The following is a 22402-nucleotide window of genomic DNA, read 5'->3' on the forward strand; positions in this document are numbered from 1 at the left end:
ATGTCCTCCTTCAAAGGTGTATAAAGTCTTTTCCAATATAAAAAAGCCTCCGTCCGCCAAAGGGACGAAAGCTGCGCTCACGTGGTACCACCCAAATTTCCGCTGTTTTTACAAACAACGGCTTATTTCCAGGCGCATACGGCCCCCGGAAGTTCAGCGTTAACGCCGCCGACGGCCCGTCTTTACTGTTACAGCTCATACGGACGCCCTCCCGGACCATATTCTCTAGTTCCGCCGCACCGGTTTCCAGCACTCCCGGTTCTCTGTGCCGGCTTCTCTAGATACTCATCCATTCGTCGGGCCAATATTTTCTACACTAATATACTATGTGTTTTTTCCCTTTTCGTCAAAAATATTTTCATTCGACAATTCGACAAAATTAGTTTGATCCAAGTAAATATTTTCCTATTATAAATTTTTATGGTTTTTTATACATGAACGGGGTGATTAAGTTCTTATTTTTTTAAAATTAATATATAAATAGATGTATAAAAGGGTTTATTTCTGTATAAGTGATTGAAATTTTTGTTAAATTTCACAGAAATCATAATTCAAATTCGTTGACGGTATTAGAAAACATTGGTATTGTTAGCGTACAGATAGAAAATGTCGAATTTTGACGAATAAAGCTGAATTTAAGGAGGACCTACCAATGAAATCAACAGGTATCGTACGCAAGGTTGACGAATTAGGGCGCGTAGTCATTCCGATTGAACTCCGCCGCACACTTGAAATCCAAGAGAAAGACGCTCTTGAAATTTATGTGGACCACGACCGCATTGTATTGAAGAAATATAAACCAAACATGACCTGCCAGGTAACCGGAGAAGTGTCGGATGACAACTTATCTCTTGCCGATGGTAAAATCATTCTTTCCCCTGAGGGCGCTGAAGCAATTATTAAAGATCTTCAGGATTATGTGCAAAACCATAAATCGAACGCTTAAGTTCACGAAAAAGCCTTTCCTTTCGGGGGAAGGCTCTTTTTTTATGATTTATTTAACCCGTGGTAAGCCGCATATACTTCCTGTTTTTTAACATTCCGGCGCTGGGCAGTTTTTTTAATCGCTTCTTTGCTCGATGTACCCGCTTCCACATACTTCCGGACTTCCTCCTCCATCGGCCCGTGATCCTCTTCTCCGGATTCATCCGAAACAGGCTTTTCTGCAATTAATACACATTCCCCTTTAATGTCCCTGTCTTCAAAAGCAGCCGCTGCTTCAAGCAGGGTGCCGCGGACAAATTCTTCATATTTTTTCGTTAATTCTCTTGCCACGACCGCCGGCACGTCCCCCCATTCTTCATGCAGAAAGTGGATCGTCCCGAGCAGGCGGTAGGGTGATTCATACAAAACAATTGGTACGCCTGACGGAAGCTTTTGCAGAACTGTGCGTATCTCTTTTTTCTTCCGCGGCAGAAACCCATGAAAATAAAAGCCGCCACCCCCGAGTCCGGAAGCCGTCAGAGCTGGCAGAAGAGCACTTGCACCGGGCAGCGGCACTACCGGTATTCCCTGCACAATGCATTTTTGCACGAGTTCATCCCCGGGATCAGATACCAGCGGTGTGCCTGCATCACTTACTATCGCCACCTGCTTTCCCTCTGTGAGCCATTGCAGAATTTTTTCCTGTTTTTGACGCTTGTTATGTTCGTGATAGCTTTCTAAAGGCGTATCTATTTGATAGTGCTGGGTAAGCTTTTTTGTCTGTCTCGTATCTTCGGCCAAAATATATTCCGCTTCCTGAAGTATACGAACAGCCCGAAAAGTAATATCCTCTAAATTCCCGATCGGTGTTGGCACTAAATAAAGCATGCCATTATTTTCAGTAGCTTGAAAGCTGAACTGCTGGGTCATCATCATACGCCTCCTTCATTAACCGTTGCTTGTGACTGCGGGAAAGCTGCTTAATACGATATTCCTCCCGCATGGCCTCTCTTTTTGTAGGGAACCTCTGATGATAAACGAGCCGTACAGGGCCCCTCCCCTTCGTATACTTTGCCCCCCGGCCTGCATTGTGGGCTTCCAGCCGCTTTTGCAGATTGTTTGTATAGCCGGTGTAGAGGCTCCCGTCCCGACATTGCAGTATATAGACTACATGTTTATTTTGTTCCATAGTACGCCCGAAACTCCTCTGTATACTCTCCGTCCGCATTGTATACAATAATCGGGGAAAGGCATTCTAAACCGGACCTGCCTGCTTTTATTCCCTCCACCATTACAATATTTGCTGCCCGCCCTGCCTTTGGGTGCACAAACTGCATCCGCTTCGGCTCGATCCGGTATTTCTGGTAATAGCTAAACAGCTCTGCGAGCCTTTCAGGACGAAGAACTATAGCCACCTTCCCTTTCTGCTTGGCTAAAAATGCAGCAGACCGGACAAATTCTTCCAGGCTTCCGTGCTCCTCGTGGCGTGCATTGGCCAGCTTTTCCTGATTATTTTTCATTGTCTCCTGGCCGGTATCAAAATAAGGAGGGTTGCACGTCACCAGCGACCACTGATCCCCGTGATACCTGGAACGAACCATCCGTACGTCTTCCTGCTGAACGGTAACCTGCCCATCCGCTCCGTTCATCGCCATCGTCCGGGCCGCCATATCACACAACTCCGGCTGTCTTTCTATACCTGTTACAGGAACGCGGCTCCGCTCTGTTAATAAGAGAGGAATAATCCCGTTGCCGGTCCCAAGATCGATAATTTTCCCAACAGTTTTCGGCACAGAGCAAAAATATGCAAGCAGCACCGAGTCAATGGAAAACGCAAAAGCATTTTCATGCTGAATAATAGGTTTCCTGGAAGGGGTATAGTCGACTCTCTCTCCTGCCTGTAATACCTCTTTCACTGCCTACGCCCCCTGATTTTGTATTGATTCACAGTTTTTTTCATATATCCACCTTCTGCTGATTGGCCTCCTGAAAAGCTGCATATCGTCCATGCTTTCGAAGAAGTTCTCTGTGCGTTCCCTGTTCTGCAATTTCTCCATCATCCATTACATAGATGATATCTGCTTTTTCAATAGTGTTTAAGCGGTGCGCCACTACAAAAGAAGTACGACCTTTCATTAAACGTCCCAGCGCCTCCTGTATTCTCATCTCCGTTACTGTGTCCACGCTTGACGTTGCTTCATCAAGAATCAGAATTTTCGGGTCGGATAGGACTGCCTTGGCGATGGAAAGCAGCTGCCGCTGCCCGTGACTGAACCCGCTTCCTTCCTTCCCAAGCATCGTCTGATATCCTTCCGGCAGCCGCTCGATAAATGCATGGGCGTTAGCCGCTTTTGCTGCTTCTATTACTTCTTCATCCGTGGCCTCCAGGTTACCGTAGCGTATGTTTTCCATTACCGTTTTTTCAAACAGAAAATCATCCTGCAGAACTACGCTCATCTGCTTCCGAAGATGTTTAATGTTCCATTCAGAAAGAGGTGTCTGGTCCACGTAAATCTCTCCGGCTTCCGCCGTGTAAAAACCGATAATTAAATTCATAACGGTCGTTTTCCCGGAACCGGTAGGGCCTATAAAAGCAGCTGTCTCGCCGGCCTTCACATGAAAATCAATGCCGCGGAGCACCTTTTCGTTTTCATAACCAAACGTAACGCCCTGAAACTTCACTTCCCCGGAAACAGTCTTGGCTGTTCCTTTCTCTTCCCGGTGATCCTCCGCCTTTTCGTCCAGAAACGAAAAAATTCTTTCTGCCCCGGCAAGCGCCGCAAACAGAGCATTAAACTGATTCGCCAGGTCGTTCAAAGGCCGGGTAAACTGACGGGAATATTCCACAAAAATCACGATCGTACCAATAGTAACTGCCCCCACACCATAATACGCCAAAATGCCTCCGGCTCCTGCCGTAACCGCGAAATTAATATTGTTTAAAAAATTCATCCATTTCGGGATAAAACCCGAATACGTCTGAGCCCAAAACCCTGCATGACGAAGGGTTTCACTTTCCTGTTCAAAGTTCTTCATGACGCGCGGCTCTTTGGAAAATACCTTCACGATTGATTGGCCGGAAATCGTCTCTTCAGCATACCCATTCACGGCTCCAACTGCCTGCTGCTGCTTTTGAAACAACAGTCTGGTCCGCCTGGTAATCCAGCGCAGACCAAAAAACATGACCGGCAGAAATAAAAGTGTAAAAAAGGTGAGAAGCGGGCTGATCACTAACATAATAATGAGAATACCGGTAAACGTTAACAGGCTCGTCATGATCTGCACGACCGAGGTGTTTAAGGTGGTTGATATGTTATCCATATCGTTCGTCATTCTGCTCATGATGGAGCCGTCCTGCCGTTTGTCAAAAAACGACAACGGCAATGTCTGCAGATGAGAAAAAAGGTGGTAACGAAGCTTAAAAACGGCCTGCTGGGCAAGAGAAATCATCACATAAGTCTGGATGGTGCTCATGACTCCCCACCCAACGTACACAGCAAACAACAGTAACAGTATCGTTCCAAGCCCTTCGAGCCGCTGAGGCACTAAATACTGGTCGACGATATGACCAAGAAGCAGCGGCCCTGAAAGCATAAAGGCAGCAGTAAAAAGCACGCAGATAAAAACAGCCGTCAGCCGCCATTTCTGAACGGACAGATAAGACCAGAGCCGGGCTGTGGTACGTTTCCAGTTCTGTATCTGGTCAGTGTCCGGGCGGTCGTCTGCCCGGGAAGGATCAATGTCCGGGTGTTTATATTGAAACGGCGAGGTAATCCAGTGCCTTTTCATGTCGCCGCCTCCTTCCCGTACTGTGATTGATACAGCTGTCTGTAGAATGCAGACTCATCATAAAGCTCTTCATGAGTGCCGAATCCGATGACTTCCCCGTGCTCAAGAAGCAGCATTTTATCCGCCTTCAGTGCCGTAGAAAGCTTTTGAGTCACTAAAATAGAGGTGCATGGGTACGCTCTGAGAGCCTCTAGAAATTGTGCCTCCGTTTCCGCATCCAGCGCGCTCGTGCTGTCATCGAGGAGCAAAAGTCCCGGGTTTCTCAGCAATGCCCGGGCAATCGTCACCCGCTGTTTCTGGCCCCCCGAAAGATTTACGCCATTTTGGCCGATCATCGTCTGCTCCTGCTCAGGCAGGGCCTGGATCGTTTCCTCAAGCTGGGCCGTCTCCACCGCTCTGCTTATTTCATCAGCTCCGGCTTCCTCACGCCCCCACTGAATATTTTCTTGAATCGTTCCTGAAAACAATTTTGCCTCCTGGGGTACGTAGCCAATCTGGGTTCTTAACGAAGTAATGTTAAGATCCCTGGTTTCTGCATCATCAATAAAAAGGCGGCCGCTGACCGGCTCATACAAACGAAGCATTAACTGAAACAAAGAAGATTTACCAGCCCCGGTCGCCCCGAGAACCGCCATCTGCTCGCCGCGTTTCACGTGAAACGTCACATCATTCAGAGCCGGGACCCGGCTATCGCTATAAGCAAAAGTCACATTCTCAAACTGGACGTCTATACTTCCTTCTTCTTTTACGTCCTCCTGGCCGGAATTTTCCTTTTCTGCACCTTCAAGCACCTCTTCAATCCGCGAGGCGGAGGTTCTCGCCCGGGCAATCAGTGTAATCAGCATACCGACAACGCCAAGAGCGCCAGTCATTCTTGCAGCATAGTTCACTACCGCTACCACCTCACCTACCTGGGCCTCGTTGTTCTGCACGGCAGATCCTCCGATCCAAAGCATGAGCACAATCGCTGCGTTCATTAAAAACAAAAGGATCGGCGAAGTGAGAGCTGTATAGCGAAAAGCTTTGACAGCACTCGCCTGGAGAGCTTCATTCTGCACAAAAAAACGTTTAATTTCATGCTGCTCGCGGCCAAAAACCCGCACAAGCCTAAGGCCGCCAAGGTTTTCCTTCATCACCCTGTTCACAGCATCGATACGCTTTTGCAAACTGCCGAAATAAGTCATTCCTTTTTTCATCAGCCATGCGAGGATCAACAGTAAAAAAGGAATAAAAATCACCAGTACGAGCGCCATTCGGGCATTTACCACAAAAGCCATAACTGTCGCGCCAATTAGCAAAAGCGGCGAACGAAGCATAAACCGGAGCATCATTACAATCATGTTTTGTATCTGGGTAATGTCATTGGTAAGCCTGGTCAGTAACGAGGACTGCGGGAAATCCTGCAGATTCTCCAGGCTCGACTCCTGAACACGCTTATACATTTCATTGCGCAGATCAAAGCCGGTGCTGTGCCCGACATGATCTGCAAAAAAACAGTTCAGTACCCCGACACCAAAGCTGAGCAGGGCAAGGCCGGCCATCGCAAACCCAAGGCTTACAACCAGGCCGATGTCATTGTTTGCCAGACCTTCATCGATCAGCCTAGCAAGAAGAAGCGGCTGAAATAATTCAACCGATAATTCAATCAAAAGCAGAAAAAAAGACAACACTGCTGCTGCTCTATAAGGACGAACGTAGCGTAAAATAGTTTTCATCAAAAGACCCCTTGCACATTTCTGCCCGCGTAAAGAATTATTTATATTTTAGCACACGCCTGCAGCTTATTTCTTCTCGATCCAGCACAAAAACCGACCTTCTCATACGAAAAGGCCGGTGGGCAGCTATACGATATCGAGCGGTTGCTTTGTCTGCGGCTTCGGAAAAGCACGATCCAGCATTTCGACTTCTTCATTTGTCAGTGTAATACTAGCCGCCTCGGCATTTTCCCGCACATGCTCCGGATTGGACGTCTTCGGAATGCTCAACACCATCCCTGAACGAATGGTCCAGGCAAGGGCAATCTGTAGCGGGGTCATGCCCCGGCGCTCAGCGATTCTCTGCAGGGTCCGGCTTTCTCCAAGCGTATGCCCTCCTCCCTGATCAAGTGGACAGTATGCCATTACCGGCATCCGCTGCTCCTTCATCCAAGGCATCAGATCAAATTCAATCCCCCGTGAAGCCAGGTGATACAATACTTGATTGCAGACAGCATCGTCTCCGTTTTCGAGCGAGAGCAGCTCTTTCATCTCCCGGGTATCGAGGTTGGAAACACCCCACCGTTTGATTTTTCCATCTGCCTTTAATTTTTCCATGCCCCTCACTGTTTCTTTGAGGGGGACGCTTCCGCGCCAGTGGAGTAAATACAAATCCAGCTGTTCCACCCCGAGACGGCTGAGCGACCCTTCGCATGCTTTTTCAAGCTTCTCGCCGCCGGCGTTGTTGGGAAGAACCTTGGAAACAAGAAAGGCTTCCTCTCTTCTTCCTTCCAATGCCTCTCCCGCCAGCTGCTCTGCTTTACCTCCTCCATACATTTCGGCTGTATCAATCACCGTCATTCCATAATCAAGTCCTGTCCTCAGTGCTTCTATTTCCTGCTCCCTCAGCCCGGCATTGTCCCCCATATGCCATGTTCCCTGACCAAGCGACGGAAGCTCTGTGCCGTCCCGGAGGGTCACCGTGCGTGCCTGAACGTGCTCTTTGATGGTTTTTGAAATATCACTCATTGATGATTCAGTCCTCTCTCCATCTTTATTGTTTTTAACGGCGTTTCCATGAACATTTCTGTGAAGCGCTCTGTTTCCCGGAAGCCCTGCTTTTCATAAAAAGCTTCAGCCCGTGTGTTTCCCTCTTCCACATACACTGTCATCGTTTTCTTTTCAGTAGAAATATATTTCATCCCGGCGTCGAACAGCTTTTGTCCCCAGCCGGCGCGCTGATATCCGGGCAGCACGTAAAGAGCTGCAAGCTCTGCTTCCTCCTGCTGGAGCAAATTAATATAGCCTATCAGAACACTTTCGCTAACTGCGGCTAAAAATATGGATTCCCCGCGTTTAACATCAAACATTTTTTTAGAGTAAGCAGCTTCAATGAACGCCTCTCTTGCACGGGCTGGTATTAAATTTTCATACGTATGCTCCCACGTGATCTCAGCGACCCGGCGCACCGCTTCATAGTCTTCCTCTCGTACAGGCCTGATCATTGCATGCCCCCCTCGCTGAAAATGCATCACTTTGTCTTCTGAAGATATAAACGAAACCGCTTGTCTTTACAGACAGGCGGTTCCAGAGTGCTTGTTCCTTATTTTTGATTTAAAAACGAGAGGCAGAATAAACAGTCTCCATCCGTCCGCAGGCTGCCGTAATGCATATTACAAATGTGGAAGCCTTCATGGTACAGGCGGGCAAGGTTGTCATAGCCCTCCCCCATGCTGCTCGTCTGAATGCGGCTCGGACCCGGCTCGGACGTTCCTCCGGCTAATTCCTTTTCCTGAATTTCCTCACCGCTGTCTTCCACCCGCTGACGCAGATGCTGATTTTCAAGTACGAGTGCCTGGTTCTCTTCAATAAGCATCGCCAGCTGTTCTTTGAGCTCTCCCAGTTCATCATGGAGCCTTCCGATCCGCTCTTCCATATGAATCACCTGGGAGAAGATTTCTTTTTTATCCACTCGCACCCCCACCTTCTCCGTCCGTTTAACTGTTATCCTGCGATGAAGCCTTCATCAAGCAGCTCATCCAGCGAAAATTCCAATACTCTCTCTTCTTCTGCGTAGTTTACCTGTACGAGACGTTCTAAAATATTGATACCGGCTACCTTTCCTTTGCCTTCCGGGGTATTAATATGCTCTCCAACGTCCGGCATTTCACGCTTGGCTGTTTCATAATGATCGTTTTCATATTTCAGACAGCACATAAGCCTGCCGCACAGGCCGGAAATCTTTGCCGGATTTAAGGAAAGATTCTGATCTTTTGCCATCTTGATGGAAACCGGCTCAAAATCCCCGAGAAACGTCGAACAGCAAAGCATTCTTCCGCACGGTCCGATCCCGCCGAGCATTTTGGCTTCGTCCCGGACACCGATCTGCCGGAGTTCAATCCTCGTACGAAACTGGGAAGCTAAGTCCTTCACCAGCTGACGGAAATCCACCCGTCCCTCCGCAGTGAAATAAAACAAAATTTTATTCCGGTCAAAGGTATATTCCACATTCACCAGGTTCATATCCAGCTGATGCGTCGCAATTTTTTCGCAGCCGAGATCATATGCTTCCTGCTCAAGCTGTTTATTTTCTTTCACAGCGGCATGATCATCCTCATCGGCAAGCCTCATAACTTTTTTAAGCGGCAGTACGACGTCGTCGCCGCTGACCTGCTTATTTTCAAGCACTACTTTCCCGTACTCAATTCCTCTGGCCGTTTCTACTATGACCCAGCTTTCTACCTGTGCGTCATGGCCGTTCGGGGAAAAGTAATAAATCTTTCCCGCCTTTTTAAACCGGACGCCTACTACATCATGCAATGTCATGATCCCTCCTGTAACTGGATCAGCAGCTGTTCCATCAGAAGCTGCGCATTCGCGTTAGCCCGGAGCCGGCGCTTTGCTTCTAAAATTGCCTGCAGTCGGGCAACGACCTCCATCTCTGAAAAACGAAGGGCTACTCGTTCCAATGTCGCTTTTTGATCGAAGTATGTGATGTCATCCGAACCGTATGTGATCGACAGGAGGTCGCGATACCAAAAAAGCAGCATATCTAAGCCGATGTCCAGTTCTTCTCTATCTGAAAAATGTACAAGCCATTTATCCTGCAGTGTCAATAATGCACTGTGAAGGCGCTGATGCACCTCTTCCGTTAATTGTATCACTAGATTTCGACCCTGTACAATCCACTCAGCCTGTGCTGCGTCGTTTTCACGCTCAGGGACATGAGGCAGTTTTGCAAGCAGACCAGCCGCAATTTCCCCTGTACCTTCCCTTTCCTGAAACAAATGGCGGCGACGCTCCAAGGAGGGAGGAGAAAACGCAATCTTTTGGGCACGGGACTGAATCGTGTCCAGCAGAAAATGAGCATTTTCGGTTAATAAAATGGCGAGCGTCGGGCTTTCCGGTTCTTCGAGAAACTTCAGCAGGCTGTTGGCTGCACTAGCCGTCATACGGTCAGCGTCTTCAATAATATAAATTTTTAATCGGGCTTCCATTCCTTTATAGGTGAATTCTTTTTGAAGCATTTCCACCTGTGCTTTTTTGATCGAAGCACCTTCCGGCTGTAAAAACATTACTTCCGAATGGTTCCCGTGCGTGATTCTTCGACATTCCCGGCATTCTCCGCACGGCGCTGGGCCATTTTTTTCTACGCAAAAAAAGCGCTGTGCCATCAGAAGCGCTGTTTCACGCTTACCGGCACCCGCTTTTCCTTCAAATATATAAGCATGGGCCACGCGGTCTTTGTTCATGCTTCTTTCCAACAGCGACATTACTGTAGGCTGTTCTTCCTGCATGGCTTCCCAACTCATGTTAATCTCTCCGTCTTTAATATTTTTCAAACTCTTCCACGTTTAATTGAAAAACGGTCGCTCCACCGACCTGTACTTCCACAGGATAGGGAACGTAGGAATCCGCATTTCCGCCCATAGGCGAAACAGGAGCGACAAGCTGTTCCCGGGTTTTGCAGTTTTCCTGGATGACCATCTTTACTTCATCCACCTGCTCATCTTCCACACCGATTAAAAACGTAGTGCTTCCGGCTTTCAAAAAACCGCCAGTACTCGCGAGCCTAGTCGCCTGAAAATTTGCTTCCACCAGCGCATTAGACAACCGGTTACTATCTTTATCCTGCACCACAGCCACTAACAGCTTCATGCTCCGTACCTCCTATTCCGTCCAAATCCACAATATTTATTATTTTTATTTTACTGTATATACAGTAAAAAGTGAAGCATACCAACGAAACAGCCGTTTTTTGAATGCCGAATTCAATACTTAAGCCTAAGACCTTTTGATCAATGTTCGGGAATAAATACACTGTAATTGAAGCTGAAAGCAAAATATGGAATACTTCAAGTAATAGTTTCCTATTTATGGCATTATCGAACCATTAGATTAAAGAAGAAAGGAAGTTGGACTCATGCGCTTTCCCCGCTGGCTGATCCGCGCTGTACTTATTACCGCCGTTTTATTAATAAGTTCTACAGCTATTGGCTATTCCAAGGCAGAAGATCCTTACCGGTCCTTTGACGGAATGGGAAGCAGCTTGTCTGTCGCTCCTTCTGATGACAAATTGGCATTCACCTATATCACGGACGGCCAGGAGAAAATATATACCTCAACCACTGATGGCAAAAACCCTGAACCGCTTACTGACCTAAAACAGCCGCAATTTTCTCCTTCTTTCCATCCGCACTCGCCAGAGGATATTCTATTTTTATCGGAACAAAATAATTCAATTCGCTCTATTTATACAGCAGAGACAGAAAGCAGCCAGCATGAACGGTTAACCGGCAGTGAGCTTCATGTACGCGATGCTGCCTACTCGCCGGATGGCACGCTCATTTACTTTTTAGGGATGCCCGCAGACGCCTGGAAATCAGCAGACCGGAGCACAGAGGAAGGGTTTAGCATCTACTCCATGCCTGCCGGCGGAGGAGCTTACAAAAAAATCACCAGTGAAAGCAAATATTTAATGGGAAACATCTCCCCAGACGCTACAGGCAATATGCTTCTTTATACTTATACCGAAGGCCCGGATGATGAAATGCAGGTGGGAATGAAAACCCTGAATAATAAAGTATATGAGGAGCATATCGAATTTGCGAACAACCTCCCCGGGGGGCTGTACAATCCGACAGCTTCACCGTCAGAAAGCCACTATGCCTACACCACCAACGTCGCTTCCAGCCAGGAGTCCAACTACCAGTACGATTTATTTTTATATGATCTTGAGGACATGCAGGCCAAAAGATTAACCGACCATGAAAATAACATTGATTCTCCTTCTTTTTTTCATCATTCAGATGATATTGCCTACATGCACCAGAAAAACTGGCCGGAGGGGCCCGCGGAGTATGAACTGCGTATTGTAAACAGCGAGTCCGGAACCGATGAAGTGGTTCCGGTTAATATGAACCAGGCCGGGGCTTCGCTGCTCTCTGCAGGACTCGGAGCAGCCCAGAAAGCAGTCAACGTATATGTAATTGGTTTTTTCTACACTCTGTTTGGCAGTTGGTTTATTATTGCAGCGTATAAAAAATACCGTCCGTTTCTGGTCGGAGCGGCAAGCGCTGTTGTTGCTCTGGGGCTGTGGGGCTTCTGCCATTTTGGAGAGACCTCCTATCCATGGCTCGCTGCCATCTGCTCCGGACTTGTCGTTCCTCTCTTTATCTGCACAGGTGTTTTATTTCTGTTCGCCGGTATTCAATCGTACCGGCTGAGCATACGCGAGTACAGAGCTTCTTCCCAGTAAAAAAGCAGCCAGGGGCGGTCCCTGCTGCTTTTTTCTATGCTTGTTTACGGTTTTTCCATTTAGCGTACAGGTCGACCACCGTATCCCCGATGTCACGTATTTGTGCCACCTGTTCATTTTCTTTCGTAAGCTTTTGATTTTCATGAAGCGTTTCGGTAGCTACAGCACGCGTCGCTATGTGATATTTTCCTACGGCTTCTTTGGAACCTTTAAGCGTATTCGTAAGCTCCTGGATCGTCTCCATATCCCGGTTGACGGAATCGTTAATAACCTCCAGGCGCTGGGTCAGTGTTTCCGACTCATTAATCAGGCCGTCTGTTTTCTTTTGAATCCGTTCCATTGTTTCATTGATGGTCTTCATCTGGGAAGATGCTGCTTTAACAGCCTGAACAACACCGATAACTAACCAGACAAGTGCCAAAACAATGATAGCGATACTCACATACAAAATAGCAATCATCTGTCCGGCTCCTTCCTTACTTGCGATATTTTCCTAAATGCCTTTTCCCGTTTTTATTTTATTGTATGTACTGAATTTGTATTTTTCTTCAACTTTTTACGTTTAGGTAGGCCTGTACCTTTTCCCTGCATTCTTTAATTACTTCTTCAAGCGGCTTTTCGGCATCGATTTTTTTAATACGGGCCGGGTATTTCTCCGCGAGCATCATATATGCTTCATGTACCCTTGTATGAAAACGCGCAGCTTCATTATCCAGGCGGTTCCATTCCCTTTCTTCGGCCCGCTGGATTCTTGCTATCCCTTCCTCAGGATCTACATCGAGCAACAGCGTGAGATCAGGCATACGTCCTTCGATCGCAAACTCATTTACAGCTGCCACTTCATCTATGCCAAGCCCCCTGGCTGCCCCCTGGTAGGCGAGGCTGCTGTCCACAAAGCGATCGCAGAGCACCACAGCTCCTTCTTCCAGAGCCGGGAACACCCGTTCCACCAGGTGCTGGCGTCTCGCTGCGGCGTATAACAGTGCCTCTGTGCGCGCATCCATCTCTGAATATTCCGGCTCGAGCACCAGACTACGGATTTTTTCAGCAATCCGAATACCACCGGGCTCCCGCGTTTTCAACACCTTGAATCCCTCTTCCTGCAGCCACTTTTCGAGAGCTGTAATAACCGTAGACTTTCCGGACCCTTCTCCTCCTTCCAACGTAATGAACTTGCCTTTATTCGTCTCCTGCATATGACTCTATCCTTTCTTCCTATGTTTTACTTTTACAAAAAAGCGGTTATCTTTTTGACTGCCACCCTGCAGACGTCCCCCGTTCTGCAGAAGGTCAAGGGCATAGCGAATTCTTCCGGCATCCATGTATTCTCCTTCAAGCCATAGAGGGATTCCCGGAGGATAGGGCACCAGCGGCGCTGCTGCAGTTCTTCTCTCTGCGTTTTCAAGCAGTACCCACTCTTCTCCGCCGGGCTCTTCTTCCCAGGCGCCTTCGGAGAGCCGGGGAAACAATTCAAACATGGAAAAGGACTGGCCCACGTTCCCATGCCGGGGCTCAAGCTTTTCCCATACTCTCTTAACTGCCTTTAAAGGGAGGCTGATATGTTCGCTGGTCAGCGGCAGAGTCCACAGCAGGTAGCTGCTGCCGGCAAGCTCTGAATAGATGTGCTCCTGTTCGAAGGCTTCCTGCACCTCCCATCCTGTATATCCTTCAGGCACCGGGATCATCCATTTTAACGGATCCGCAGCTACGTGCTCCGGCGGCTGTATCAGCCTGCTGCCGATAACTGCTTCAAGCTGCTGCTTTTGGGCGGAAAGCTGTTCGGGACTCCATCCCTCATGCTGCATTGTATGTACGTAATGACGGGCAGCATCGAGCGAAGCGAGCAGCAGATATGAAGGACTGCTCGACTGCAGCATTCCCATATAATAGGATAGACGTTCACGGGAAACCCGGGAGCCGGACACATGCAGATACGCACTCATCGTTAGGGCCGGCAGCATTTTATGCGCGGACTGGACGACCACATCCGCCCCCTGGGCGAGAGCCTCCTTCGGAAGATTCGGGCTTGCTGCAAAATGGGCTCCGTGGGCTTCATCCACGAGCAATACTCCTTTATGCCTGTGTACGAACTCTGCAAGAGAGGATATATCACTGCTCCACCCTTCATACGAAGGAGAAGTGATGATCGCCCCTTTTAACGAAGGGTAACGGCTCCACGCCTCCGCCAGTATTTCCCGGGAAATACCGATGGAAAGCTGTGTATATTCATCTATTTCCGGCCGTGCAAATACAGCCCGAACCCCGGCAAGCTTCAACGCATTCATCACCGATTTGTGAGCATCACGCTGCACGAGCACCTCGTCTCCCGGAGAAAAGGCGGCCATCACCATCGCAAGGTTCCCGGTCGTAGATCCGTTAATTAAAAACCATGTTTTTTCGGCCCCAAACACTTTCGCCGCTAAATGTTCCGCTTCTGCAATCCCTTCTTCAGGCTGGTGAAGGTCGTCGAGTCCGGTGATTTCTGTCAAATCGTAAGGAAATATGTTTTTCCATTCCTGCAGCGACGCCGGGAAAACGGTGCCGTTTTTATGCCCGGGCACGTGAAAGGAGACCGGCCGGCCGGCCATATGCTGCTGAACCATGCGGACTATAGGCTGCTCCTGTTGGCAAACCATGACAACCACGCTCCCTTTTCGCCTCTATTTTTTATCTTAACATGAAAATTTGACTGTTCTTTCTCTTTTTTTACTCGTGCTATACTATTCAATGATTGAGATATTAAAGGAGAGATGCCTGATGAAAAGCATTGCTGTATTTTGCGGCTCCCGCCTTGGAGGCGATCCCGTATATAGAGATTCAGCAGCAGCTCTTGGCAGAGAGATAGCCTCCTCCGGGCGCACACTGGTCTATGGCGGATCCAACGTAGGAACGATGGGCCACCTCGCAGATGCTGCGCTCGAAGCCGGAGGTGAAGTAATAGGAGTTATACCGGACAAACTCGTTGAACGGGAGATTGCCCATCCTTCCTTGAGTAAGCTTTATAAAGTATCTACAATGCATGAGCGAAAAGCCAAAATGGCCGAACTGGCCGATGGATTTATAGCGCTGCCGGGCGGGCCCGGGACCCTTGAAGAGTTTTTTGAAATGTTTACATGGGCCCAAATCGGTGTGCACCAAAAACCATGTGCGCTTTTAAACATTCACCACTATTATGATCACCTGCTCCAATTTTTCAACCATATGGAACAGGAGCAGTTTCTCCCTGCCGACCACCGCGATAAAATTATCGTTTCTGACTCTCCGGAAGAACTTCTTCAGCAGCTCAGCGAAAATCCGGAGCTCGAAAAGAAGTCCTACGAGTAACAGGCATAAAGCTGTGCCTGTGCTCTTTTTCATTCATTATTACCTCACTCGGATAAACGCTTTGCGGAGCATCTTATTTTTCGTTATGATATTAATAATTAAACAAACTATACGGAGGAACCTATGCGAAAAAAAGTGTTTATACATATCGGTTTTCACAAGACAGCTACTACATTTTTACAGCAGAATGTGTATCCTAAACTAAAACAGGAAATCAAATACATACGAAAAAAGCGCATCGATCAGGAACTGTATGATTTAAGGCTGAAACGGCTGAGCGATGAAAATATTTATACCATCCGCACAAACATTGAAGCATTTATGCACCCGGACAAGCCGGTGCTTATTTCCTATGAAGGCCTCTCCGGGAGCCCGTTTTCCCAAAAAAAATCAAAAAATAATCTAAAGGTGCTTGAAGACCTCCGCCGCACTTTTCCGGCAGATACGTATGATACTCATATTATCGTTGGGGTACGGGATCAAATTGACCTGCTGACATCTCTCTACGTTCAATATCTCCATCAAGGCGGGTACAAGAGCGCCAAAGCTTTGTTTAAAGACTGGGAGGACCATGGCATTCTGGATCATTATCACTATTATCGCTATCTCCAAAAAATAGAAGAGCTTTTCGGACCGGATAACTATTACCTGCTGCAGTATGAAAACTTTCGCAACGATGAATACGGGCAAATTTTGCAGCTGCTTCAGTATATGGGCATCGACCGTGTGCCAAAATATAACCGCTCAAAGCTGAACCGCAGCTACGGAGTTATGCAGGCAGTAATCGCCCGCAAGTTGAATTATTTTGTTAAAACACCGCTGAATCCAAACGGTAAAATTCCCATTGTCGACATTCCAAAGATTGGTATTGTATCTCCGCGGCGGCTGCTGCAGAATAACGCAAGCTTTGCCCTTCATTACAAAAGGTACTCGCTCCCTGTGAATCTTCAAAAAGTGCTGCAGCTGAAATACCAGAAGGATAATGAGAAGCTTGCCGAAGCCTATCACATTAAAGATTATTCCAAGAGCTAACCGAAGAGCCCCAGCTCTTCGGTTATTTTTCAATCAAGGCGAGCGTATAGAGGCTTCTGCTCCCAGGTTCATAAAGATTCACCGTATCTGTGGAATACTGCAGAATCTCAGCCCGAAACGGTTCTGCTGCACCCACCTGCACATTAAAGTCATTTTCGTACAACAATACCGTCACATCGTGATATTCCTCATGCGTAACCTGAAACGTAAATTCGACGAGCCGTTTTCCTTCTTCCGTACGATCGTTTCTTAACAATGCCTCTTCATGAAACGCACGGCTATTAATATAAATCATTTTTTTCCTCCTTTTGTTCTCCGCTTCATTCTGCCCTATAAAACCTCCCGTTACAATAATTATGTCCAGTCCTCCCACGGCAGTTTAAGCCTGCCCTCCTGGTGGTACGGTAAGGAAAGGCTTTGTATAACTACGTATAGCCAAGCTGCAAAGAGAGGGGTATAACATATGAACACCATCAAATCCTATGTCAAAGAGCTCGTGGGCGAGTTTAAAAAGGACGATGTCCCATTACTTGCCGCCGCCCAATCCTACTATTACCTGCTTTCCATTTTTCCAATGATGATTTTAATACTTACCATTCTTCCCCTTCTTAATATTGATTCCCAGGCCATCGTCACCCTTGTGCAGAATACAGCTCCAAGCGGCATGACTTCTGTGCTCGAGGAAAACATTCTGAGTATCGTTGAAACCCCAAGGGGCGGACTTTTCACTATCGGCCTGATCGGTGCATTGTGGTCGGCTTCAAATGGGATCAACGCTTTCATTAACGCCTCTAATACGGCATACGACATCGAAGAAACACGCTCATTCCTTAAAGTCCGGGGCCTTTCCATTGCGCTGACGCTCGGCATGATTATTGCGCTTGCTGCCGCTCTTATACTCCCTATATTCGGCAACCTGATCATTGATTTTATCAGCTCTGTCGTCGCACTCCCACCGCAGACCGAGCTGCTGTTTCAAATTCTCCGGTGGGTCGTCGCCCTGACTATAATGTCTGCCGTTCTTCTCGTACTATACCGTTTTGCCCCGAATAAAACATTAAAGTGGAAGGAAATTCTGCCCGGCGCTGTCACAGCTGCAGTGCTCTGGCAGCTGATATCTCTCGCTTTTTCCTTTTATGTCAGCAACTTCGGCAACTACTCTGCCACCTATGGAAGCCTTGGTGGTATTATTATTCTGATGCTATGGTTCTTCCTGACCGGCATGATTTTAATGATCGGTGCTGAACTGAACGTTATTTATCACCGCAGGCGCGGGAAATCCTCCACCACGTCCGCTTCCACGGAAGAAACGTGAGCCATGCTCTCCAGGAGCAGCCCTTTTTTCTTATAAAGGCTTATCGTTTCAGGATCAGGTCAAAAATAGTAAAAGAAAGGCCCCCCTTCGCAGGGGCCTTCCTTTTTTGCCTTGTTCAGCTGATGCCTGAGGACTGACTGCTGATGCTTTCCTGTAAAAACTGCATCCCTACCCACGTTTTACGGCCCCGCTGCTGGATCCATTGGGTCCGTGCGTAGTTATCGGGAAAATGATCCTCTCTCCCGGAAATATAGACAATATCTCCGGGCTGAATACTTTTAACGTTTTTCACCTGCACTCGGCAGCCGCTCATGCTGTAATCCTTGACTACTGCTTCATAAATAACGTTGTTTACTTTTACAGTTGCAGACATATTTACCTGTTCCCGGACTGACATCCGTTTTGCCTGAGCCGGCTGTTTTTCCGTACCCCTGAAAAACTTCAGAAAGGCTCTTCCAAGCGAAGAACGCTCGTATATACGTTTCGTATAAATATCGGTCATTTCTAAAAACATGACCTGGATTAAACTCCGGTACTGCTCCAGAGTCACATTTTGAAATTTACCTCCGGCAGCAGCTACGGCCTCTGCCTGGCCGCCGACCCACAGCTTATGCACGTGGATCCCGTTAATAGGACCGGCGCTGAGCGTAAAGTGTTCTTCATGGGAAAGCCAGGATTTTGCTTCCGGGTGTGCTACTTCAAAACGCACCCCAGTCTCACTCAGATCCAGCACTTTGCACGGAAGCGTGCTTCCTCCGGCTGACACAGTGCCTTCCAGATCTACTTTGTGCCGTTCGGCTCCGCGAAAACGTGGACGTTCCACTGAAACCATTAATGCCAATACGAGAGCTACAGCGTTATAGAGAATCCAGAAAATATTAATGTACAGTACGTCTTCGTTTTGAAAAAGCGTTAAGGAGGTAGTGAAATGCAGAACTACTCTAGCCAGCGCAACAAAGGTGAACGCAAGCAGTACCAGATAAGGGATGCTGACCCTCCACAAAAACTGCCGGCGGTCATTTTGGATACCCTTGGCTGTGACATTAAACTTGATGTTTTTCCGCATAAACGCTTCCGTAATTACCGAAATTGCCATGTACGGCGCCATGGCTACTTCATAAACGTGACTCCAGAGCGCGGTTCGTTTTTGGTCGGACATTAACCGAAAGGCCAGCTGGGATGAAAGAAAGGCCGGCAGCCAGTAAAGCACCAGCGTTTCAAACTCTGCATTCAGGCTGTAAATGGAAAAAATCAAAAACAACAGTGGCGCCAGCAGGAAAATCATTTTATAAACGCCGAAGAACCAGTAGTTGATGCCGTCCATATAGAACAGCCGCTGCATAAAGGAGAGGCCTTTGATTTTCATCGGATTCCATTTCCGCATGACCTGGATATTGCCCCGGCACCAGCGGTCTCTCTGCTTTAAAAGGTCAGCATATGTTTCCGGGGCGAGCCCGACGGCCAGAGTTTCGTTCACAAACACCGTCTTTTGGTCCCCGGTTTGAAGCAGCATCCCAGTCGCCATATCTTCCGTAATCACCCCAGTGGCAAATCCGCCGATATTCTCGAGCGATTTTCTGCGGAACAGAGCGTTACTACCTACGTACATGGTAGCGTTAAAGCGGTCTTTTCCTTCTTCAAGCCGGCGCATGAAAAAATCCTGCTCATTGGTGATGTTGTCTTCAAAAAACAAATTGTACTGAAAAGGATCCGCGTTATAAAACACTTGCGGTGCCTGGACGAACGAAACTTTTTCGTCCGTGAACTGTCCGATGGTGCGCTCGAGGAATTCGGCTTTTGGCACCATATCAGCGTCCATCGTCACGACTATTTCCCCGTCGGTTCTTGTTAACGCATCATTCAAGTTGCCAGCCTTCGCGTGTTCATTGCCGGGGCGGGAGATGTAGTCTACACCTAAGCTTTCTGCAAGACGGCGCACAGCCTCTCTTTTTCCGTCATCGCAGACGTACACCCTAAGTAGCTCTTCAGGATAGCGCATCATCGTGCATGCAGTCATGGTGCGCTTCAGAAGGTCTTCCGGTTCGTTATATGTGGCGATAAACACATCGACGGTAGGCAGGCTTTCCAGCTCTGAGAGCGGAATATGTTTTCGTTTGAATGGTTTCCAGGATAAAATCGTAAACATGATTGCCTGAAAATAGCCCATTATTTCTGTGGCCAGTAATAGGATCCCTGCGATAAAGCTGATGATGCCCAGTGTAGGAATCGTTTCGGCCGCTCTCCAGAAAAGATAGACAGCATTGATGATAAGAAAAAGGGAGAGCAGTATGTGCCGGGACCATAGCCATTTTTTTGCTGAAAAATACAGCAGCATTAGTACAATTATCTCTGCTGCTAAGATGTACCAGAATGTGTCATACATGTCCTGCCCCCCTGTCAAAGTATATGATTAAAAATAAATGTTCGTTTCATGCGGTCATAGGCAGGTTTCGCTTCCCAGTTGCTGTCAAACAGCAGCGGCTCCCCGTTTTCTGATTCCTGCTCAGTGACCCAGCTTTCTGCATCACCAACCCCCCAGACGGTAAGGCCGCTGCAGGACTCCTCTTCCATACAGACGCCCGTTACATCTGCATAAATATCTGCCTGTGTCTCCAGACGTTCCTTTCGGGGAGCATCCAGATTTTGCAGCTTTACATCCATCTCGGTTACAGCAGTCTCAAAACCAGCCGTTCCCCAACGCTTCAAGTTCTCCTGCATCTTTTCCCTGGAAAATCTCGGATCGGCAGCATCAATGTGAGTCTGCATGCCAATACCGTCAATCGGGACGCCCTCGTTTTTCCAGCTGTTCAAGGCTTCAAACATAGCATCCGTTTTTTCATTTTTCATTTCATTTCCGTAATCATTGTAGTAAAGCTTTGCTTCTGGAGCCGCTTCGCGTGCCCATTCGAAGGCAAGAGGAATATATTCCGGGCCTATGTACTCCAACCAGATTGTTTCCTTGTAGCTTCCGTCGTCGTTCCAGGCTTCGTTAACGACGTCCCATTCCTGCACGCGTCCGCTGTAGTGCCCGGCCATAGTCTGCACGTGATCCTTCAGCACCGCTTTAGCGCTTTGTTCATCCACTACTTCTTCATGAACCCAACCGGGAAGCGCTTCGCCCCATACAAGCGGGTGGCCCCGGACCTTCATGTCATTTTGTTCAGCAGTCTCTACAATTTCATCTGCTTTTTGAAAGCTGTAATTTCCCGGTTCAGGCTGTACGGCTTCCATCTTCATCTCGTTTTCCACCGTGATACTGCTGAATTCTTCAACGAGCAAGTCTTTATACTTTTCATTGTCCGAAAGCGGGTCCCAGCGCACCGAAGCACCTATATAATGCCCGGAATTCTCAGCGTTTGTACCAAGTGAAGCGTTTGATTTCACTGCAAACCATCCTCCTGCCCCTGCCATAAGTAAGATCAGAAGCCCGGCTGTTACAAAAACGATCTTCTTCAAAACAGCATTTTCTCCTTTTTTGTGTTGTCATTATAAAGGCTGATTTTATAACTTTTTTTTCCAATTACGTATGTATTTATACTTAATGATACCATTATTTTAGTGCGTTAAGAAGCTTTAACCCACACTTTTCCATTGATAATTCCAATCTATTTCTACATCCATAAATTTAAAACGAAAGGCAAATTATGTTGAACTGCGAAGTTTTTATGTATAAAAAACCTTTGTTTTTAAAGATTTTTGCTTAAAAAACCAGTATTCCTGCCTGATTTATGCTTATAGTGTAACTAATAAAATTAAGACTGCAGCTGTGATAAGGAGGACCGTATATGCTGGCTTTTGAATGAAGAGAAAAGATTCTATCCACCCTCTACAGTGATAAAAAAGTATTCGTCGCTCCCCTTGCTTCAACGTTTAACGTCACTGAGGAAACGATTCGCCGTGACCTGGAAAAGCTTGAACGTGAAGGCACTGTTACCCGTAATTACGGAGGAGCCACGCTCAATGAACGCACGAGCGAAGACCTTCCATACCAGACAAGAAATACGATTAATCTGGAAGAAAAAAGAATCATTGCGCAGCTCGCTCCGCCGCTCATCAAGGACGGCTCTTCCATTATGGCCGACACGAGTTCCACAGTGTATGAAGCACTGCAAGTGCTTCAGCAGTCCAAGGATCATCTCACCATTATTACAAACAGCGTATCTATTCTTCAGGACTTTGCGTTTTCATCCTTTGACGTTTTTTCTACTGGAGGAAGCCTTCGGAAAAACTCGCGTTCTCTGGTGGGACCGTCAGCCATTCGTTCAGCACAGCAGTACAACGTCGATGCAGCTGTTGTCAGCTGTAAAGGCATTTCCATGACGCAGGGCATCATGGATACGAATGAGCCGGAAGCTGATTTAAAGCAGTACATGCAGAATCAGGCCCGGCAGGTTATTCTGCTTGTCGACCATACAAAGTTCGGAGCTGTCTCCCTGGTCAAAACGTTTCCTTTTGAACAGGTGGACTGCCTGGTAACCAACAAAAAACCTGCGGAGGAGTGGCTCGATTTTTTCGGAGAGCACGGAATTGAGGTTGTTTTCCCTTCATAATAAAGCTCTGTCTCTC

The 22402-nt window shown here is 47.6% G+C and carries 24 protein-coding genes; 6 read left to right on the plus strand and 18 right to left on the minus strand.

What is annotated here, in order from left to right:
• Positions 1–10: 10 nt before the first annotated feature.
• The gene (locus tag Q9M42_RS04210) at positions 11–199 is read right to left on the minus strand and encodes a hypothetical protein (RefSeq protein ID WP_322525289.1); all 189 of its coding nucleotides are present in this window, start codon (positions 197–199) and stop codon (positions 11–13) included.
• Between the two features lie 453 nt (positions 200–652).
• Here Q9M42_RS04210 and Q9M42_RS04215 point away from each other — a divergent pair, with 453 nt between their 5' ends.
• A complete protein-coding gene (locus Q9M42_RS04215) occupies positions 653–946 on the plus strand; it encodes an AbrB/MazE/SpoVT family DNA-binding domain-containing protein (RefSeq protein WP_022792877.1) in 294 nt (97 codons plus the stop codon).
• Between the two features lie 41 nt (positions 947–987).
• Here Q9M42_RS04215 and rsmI read toward each other — a convergent pair whose 3' ends face one another.
• The 11 genes from rsmI to Q9M42_RS04270 form a co-directional block, all read right to left on the minus strand.
• A complete protein-coding gene (gene rsmI, locus Q9M42_RS04220) occupies positions 988–1854 on the minus strand; it encodes a 16S rRNA (cytidine(1402)-2'-O)-methyltransferase (RefSeq protein WP_440972310.1) in 867 nt (288 codons plus the stop codon).
• On the minus strand, positions 1823–2113 hold the full coding sequence (locus Q9M42_RS04225) for a GIY-YIG nuclease family protein (RefSeq protein WP_322525291.1): 291 nt from the start codon (positions 2111–2113) through the stop codon (positions 1823–1825). Before Q9M42_RS04225 ends, rsmI begins: the two co-directional genes overlap by 32 nt.
• Positions 2100–2840, minus strand: coding sequence for a tRNA1(Val) (adenine(37)-N6)-methyltransferase (locus tag Q9M42_RS04230; protein ID WP_322525292.1), 741 nt, complete (start codon positions 2838–2840; stop codon positions 2100–2102). The genes Q9M42_RS04225 and Q9M42_RS04230 overlap by 14 nt, the downstream gene beginning before the upstream one ends.
• A gap of 40 nt (positions 2841–2880) precedes the next feature.
• Positions 2881–4713, minus strand: a complete 1833-nt coding sequence (locus Q9M42_RS04235; protein WP_322525293.1) for an ABC transporter ATP-binding protein — start codon at positions 4711–4713, stop codon at positions 2881–2883.
• Positions 4710–6428 carry an ABC transporter ATP-binding protein gene (locus Q9M42_RS04240; RefSeq protein WP_322525294.1) on the minus strand — a complete coding sequence of 573 codons (1719 nt, stop codon included), beginning with the start codon at positions 6426–6428 and terminating at the stop codon, positions 4710–4712. Before Q9M42_RS04240 ends, Q9M42_RS04235 begins: the two co-directional genes overlap by 4 nt.
• A gap of 126 nt (positions 6429–6554) precedes the next feature.
• Positions 6555–7436 (minus strand): aldo/keto reductase, encoded by an 882-nt coding sequence (locus Q9M42_RS04245; RefSeq protein ID WP_322525295.1) that lies wholly within the window; start codon positions 7434–7436, stop codon positions 6555–6557.
• Positions 7433–7912, minus strand: coding sequence for a GNAT family N-acetyltransferase (locus Q9M42_RS04250; RefSeq protein ID WP_322525296.1), 480 nt, complete (start codon positions 7910–7912; stop codon positions 7433–7435). Before Q9M42_RS04250 ends, Q9M42_RS04245 begins: the two co-directional genes overlap by 4 nt.
• Before the next feature lie 98 nt (positions 7913–8010).
• Positions 8011–8379 carry a DNA replication initiation control protein YabA gene (gene yabA / locus Q9M42_RS04255; RefSeq protein ID WP_322525297.1) on the minus strand — a complete coding sequence of 123 codons (369 nt, stop codon included), beginning with the start codon at positions 8377–8379 and terminating at the stop codon, positions 8011–8013.
• A gap of 32 nt (positions 8380–8411) precedes the next feature.
• A complete protein-coding gene (locus Q9M42_RS04260; protein WP_322525628.1) occupies positions 8412–9227 on the minus strand; it encodes a PSP1 domain-containing protein in 816 nt (271 codons plus the stop codon).
• A 2-nt stretch (positions 9228–9229) separates the two neighbouring features.
• Entirely contained in the window at positions 9230–10219 is a 990-nt protein-coding gene (gene holB / locus Q9M42_RS04265; RefSeq protein WP_322525298.1) for a DNA polymerase III subunit delta', read from the minus strand.
• Between the two features lie 16 nt (positions 10220–10235).
• Complete coding sequence (locus Q9M42_RS04270; protein WP_322525299.1) at positions 10236–10565, minus strand: cyclic-di-AMP receptor; 330 nt, start codon at positions 10563–10565, stop codon at positions 10236–10238.
• Positions 10566–10830: 265 nt separating this feature from the next.
• Between Q9M42_RS04270 and Q9M42_RS04275 the strand changes: the two genes are divergently transcribed.
• The gene (locus tag Q9M42_RS04275; protein WP_322525300.1) at positions 10831–12165 is read left to right on the plus strand and encodes a TolB family protein; all 1335 of its coding nucleotides are present in this window, start codon (positions 10831–10833) and stop codon (positions 12163–12165) included.
• A 34-nt stretch (positions 12166–12199) separates the two neighbouring features.
• Here the strand turns inward: Q9M42_RS04275 and Q9M42_RS04280 are convergent, their stop codons facing one another.
• From Q9M42_RS04280 to Q9M42_RS04290, 3 genes are all read right to left on the minus strand, one after another.
• Entirely contained in the window at positions 12200–12625 is a 426-nt protein-coding gene (locus Q9M42_RS04280; RefSeq protein ID WP_322525301.1) for a DUF948 domain-containing protein, read from the minus strand.
• Between the two features lie 88 nt (positions 12626–12713).
• A complete protein-coding gene (gene tmk / locus Q9M42_RS04285; protein WP_322525302.1) occupies positions 12714–13361 on the minus strand; it encodes a dTMP kinase in 648 nt (215 codons plus the stop codon).
• Positions 13362–13367: 6 nt separating this feature from the next.
• Entirely contained in the window at positions 13368–14801 is a 1434-nt protein-coding gene (locus Q9M42_RS04290) for an aminotransferase class I/II-fold pyridoxal phosphate-dependent enzyme (RefSeq protein WP_322525303.1), read from the minus strand.
• A gap of 121 nt (positions 14802–14922) precedes the next feature.
• Here Q9M42_RS04290 and Q9M42_RS04295 point away from each other — a divergent pair, with 121 nt between their 5' ends.
• Positions 14923–15489 carry a TIGR00730 family Rossman fold protein gene (locus Q9M42_RS04295; RefSeq protein WP_322525304.1) on the plus strand — a complete coding sequence of 189 codons (567 nt, stop codon included), beginning with the start codon at positions 14923–14925 and terminating at the stop codon, positions 15487–15489.
• A gap of 123 nt (positions 15490–15612) precedes the next feature.
• Positions 15613–16521, plus strand: coding sequence for a sulfotransferase (locus Q9M42_RS04300; RefSeq protein ID WP_322525305.1), 909 nt, complete (start codon positions 15613–15615; stop codon positions 16519–16521).
• A gap of 22 nt (positions 16522–16543) precedes the next feature.
• Here the strand turns inward: Q9M42_RS04300 and Q9M42_RS04305 are convergent, their stop codons facing one another.
• Positions 16544–16816, minus strand: coding sequence for a DUF3219 family protein (locus tag Q9M42_RS04305; RefSeq protein ID WP_322525306.1), 273 nt, complete (start codon positions 16814–16816; stop codon positions 16544–16546).
• Between the two features lie 168 nt (positions 16817–16984).
• Between Q9M42_RS04305 and Q9M42_RS04310 the strand changes: the two genes are divergently transcribed.
• The gene (locus Q9M42_RS04310) at positions 16985–17836 is read left to right on the plus strand and encodes a YihY/virulence factor BrkB family protein (RefSeq protein WP_322525307.1); all 852 of its coding nucleotides are present in this window, start codon (positions 16985–16987) and stop codon (positions 17834–17836) included.
• 115 nt (positions 17837–17951) lie between these two features.
• Here the strand turns inward: Q9M42_RS04310 and Q9M42_RS04315 are convergent, their stop codons facing one another.
• A complete protein-coding gene (locus Q9M42_RS04315) occupies positions 17952–20219 on the minus strand; it encodes a glycosyltransferase (RefSeq protein ID WP_322525308.1) in 2268 nt (755 codons plus the stop codon).
• 14 nt (positions 20220–20233) lie between these two features.
• A complete protein-coding gene (locus tag Q9M42_RS04320; RefSeq protein WP_322525309.1) occupies positions 20234–21292 on the minus strand; it encodes an endo-1,4-beta-xylanase in 1059 nt (352 codons plus the stop codon).
• A gap of 356 nt (positions 21293–21648) precedes the next feature.
• Between Q9M42_RS04320 and Q9M42_RS04325 the strand changes: the two genes are divergently transcribed.
• Positions 21649–22386 (plus strand): DeoR/GlpR family DNA-binding transcription regulator, encoded by a 738-nt coding sequence (locus tag Q9M42_RS04325; protein WP_322525629.1) that lies wholly within the window; start codon positions 21649–21651, stop codon positions 22384–22386.
• The last annotated feature ends 16 nt before the right edge of the window (positions 22387–22402 follow it).

The sequence above is a fragment of the Marinococcus luteus genome, from assembly GCF_034497705.1.
GTDB lineage: Bacteria > Bacillota > Bacilli > Bacillales > Marinococcaceae > Marinococcus > Marinococcus luteus_A.

Coding starts and splice junctions, on each gene's coding strand:
- Q9M42_RS04210 (WP_322525289.1), bottom strand. CDS start 199: ATGAGCTGTAACAGTAAAGACGGGCCGTCGGCGGCGTTAACGCTGAAC.
- Q9M42_RS04215 (WP_022792877.1), top strand. CDS start 653: ATGAAATCAACAGGTATCGTACGCAAGGTTGACGAATTAGGGCGCGTA.
- rsmI (WP_440972310.1), bottom strand. CDS start 1,854: ATGACCCAGCAGTTCAGCTTTCAAGCTACTGAAAATAATGGCATGCTT.
- Q9M42_RS04225 (WP_322525291.1), bottom strand. CDS start 2,113: ATGGAACAAAATAAACATGTAGTCTATATACTGCAATGTCGGGACGGG.
- Q9M42_RS04235 (WP_322525293.1), bottom strand. CDS start 4,713: ATGAAAAGGCACTGGATTACCTCGCCGTTTCAATATAAACACCCGGAC.
- Q9M42_RS04240 (WP_322525294.1), bottom strand. CDS start 6,428: ATGAAAACTATTTTACGCTACGTTCGTCCTTATAGAGCAGCAGCAGTG.
- Q9M42_RS04245 (WP_322525295.1), bottom strand. CDS start 7,436: ATGAGTGATATTTCAAAAACCATCAAAGAGCACGTTCAGGCACGCACG.
- Q9M42_RS04250 (WP_322525296.1), bottom strand. CDS start 7,912: ATGATCAGGCCTGTACGAGAGGAAGACTATGAAGCGGTGCGCCGGGTC.
- holB (WP_322525298.1), bottom strand. CDS start 10,219: ATGAGTTGGGAAGCCATGCAGGAAGAACAGCCTACAGTAATGTCGCTG.
- Q9M42_RS04270 (WP_322525299.1), bottom strand. CDS start 10,565: ATGAAGCTGTTAGTGGCTGTGGTGCAGGATAAAGATAGTAACCGGTTG.
- Q9M42_RS04275 (WP_322525300.1), top strand. CDS start 10,831: ATGCGCTTTCCCCGCTGGCTGATCCGCGCTGTACTTATTACCGCCGTT.
- Q9M42_RS04280 (WP_322525301.1), bottom strand. CDS start 12,625: ATGATTGCTATTTTGTATGTGAGTATCGCTATCATTGTTTTGGCACTT.
- tmk (WP_322525302.1), bottom strand. CDS start 13,361: ATGCAGGAGACGAATAAAGGCAAGTTCATTACGTTGGAAGGAGGAGAA.
- Q9M42_RS04290 (WP_322525303.1), bottom strand. CDS start 14,801: ATGGTTTGCCAACAGGAGCAGCCTATAGTCCGCATGGTTCAGCAGCAT.
- Q9M42_RS04295 (WP_322525304.1), top strand. CDS start 14,923: ATGAAAAGCATTGCTGTATTTTGCGGCTCCCGCCTTGGAGGCGATCCC.
- Q9M42_RS04300 (WP_322525305.1), top strand. CDS start 15,613: ATGCGAAAAAAAGTGTTTATACATATCGGTTTTCACAAGACAGCTACT.
- Q9M42_RS04305 (WP_322525306.1), bottom strand. CDS start 16,816: ATGATTTATATTAATAGCCGTGCGTTTCATGAAGAGGCATTGTTAAGA.
- Q9M42_RS04310 (WP_322525307.1), top strand. CDS start 16,985: ATGAACACCATCAAATCCTATGTCAAAGAGCTCGTGGGCGAGTTTAAA.
- Q9M42_RS04315 (WP_322525308.1), bottom strand. CDS start 20,219: ATGTATGACACATTCTGGTACATCTTAGCAGCAGAGATAATTGTACTA.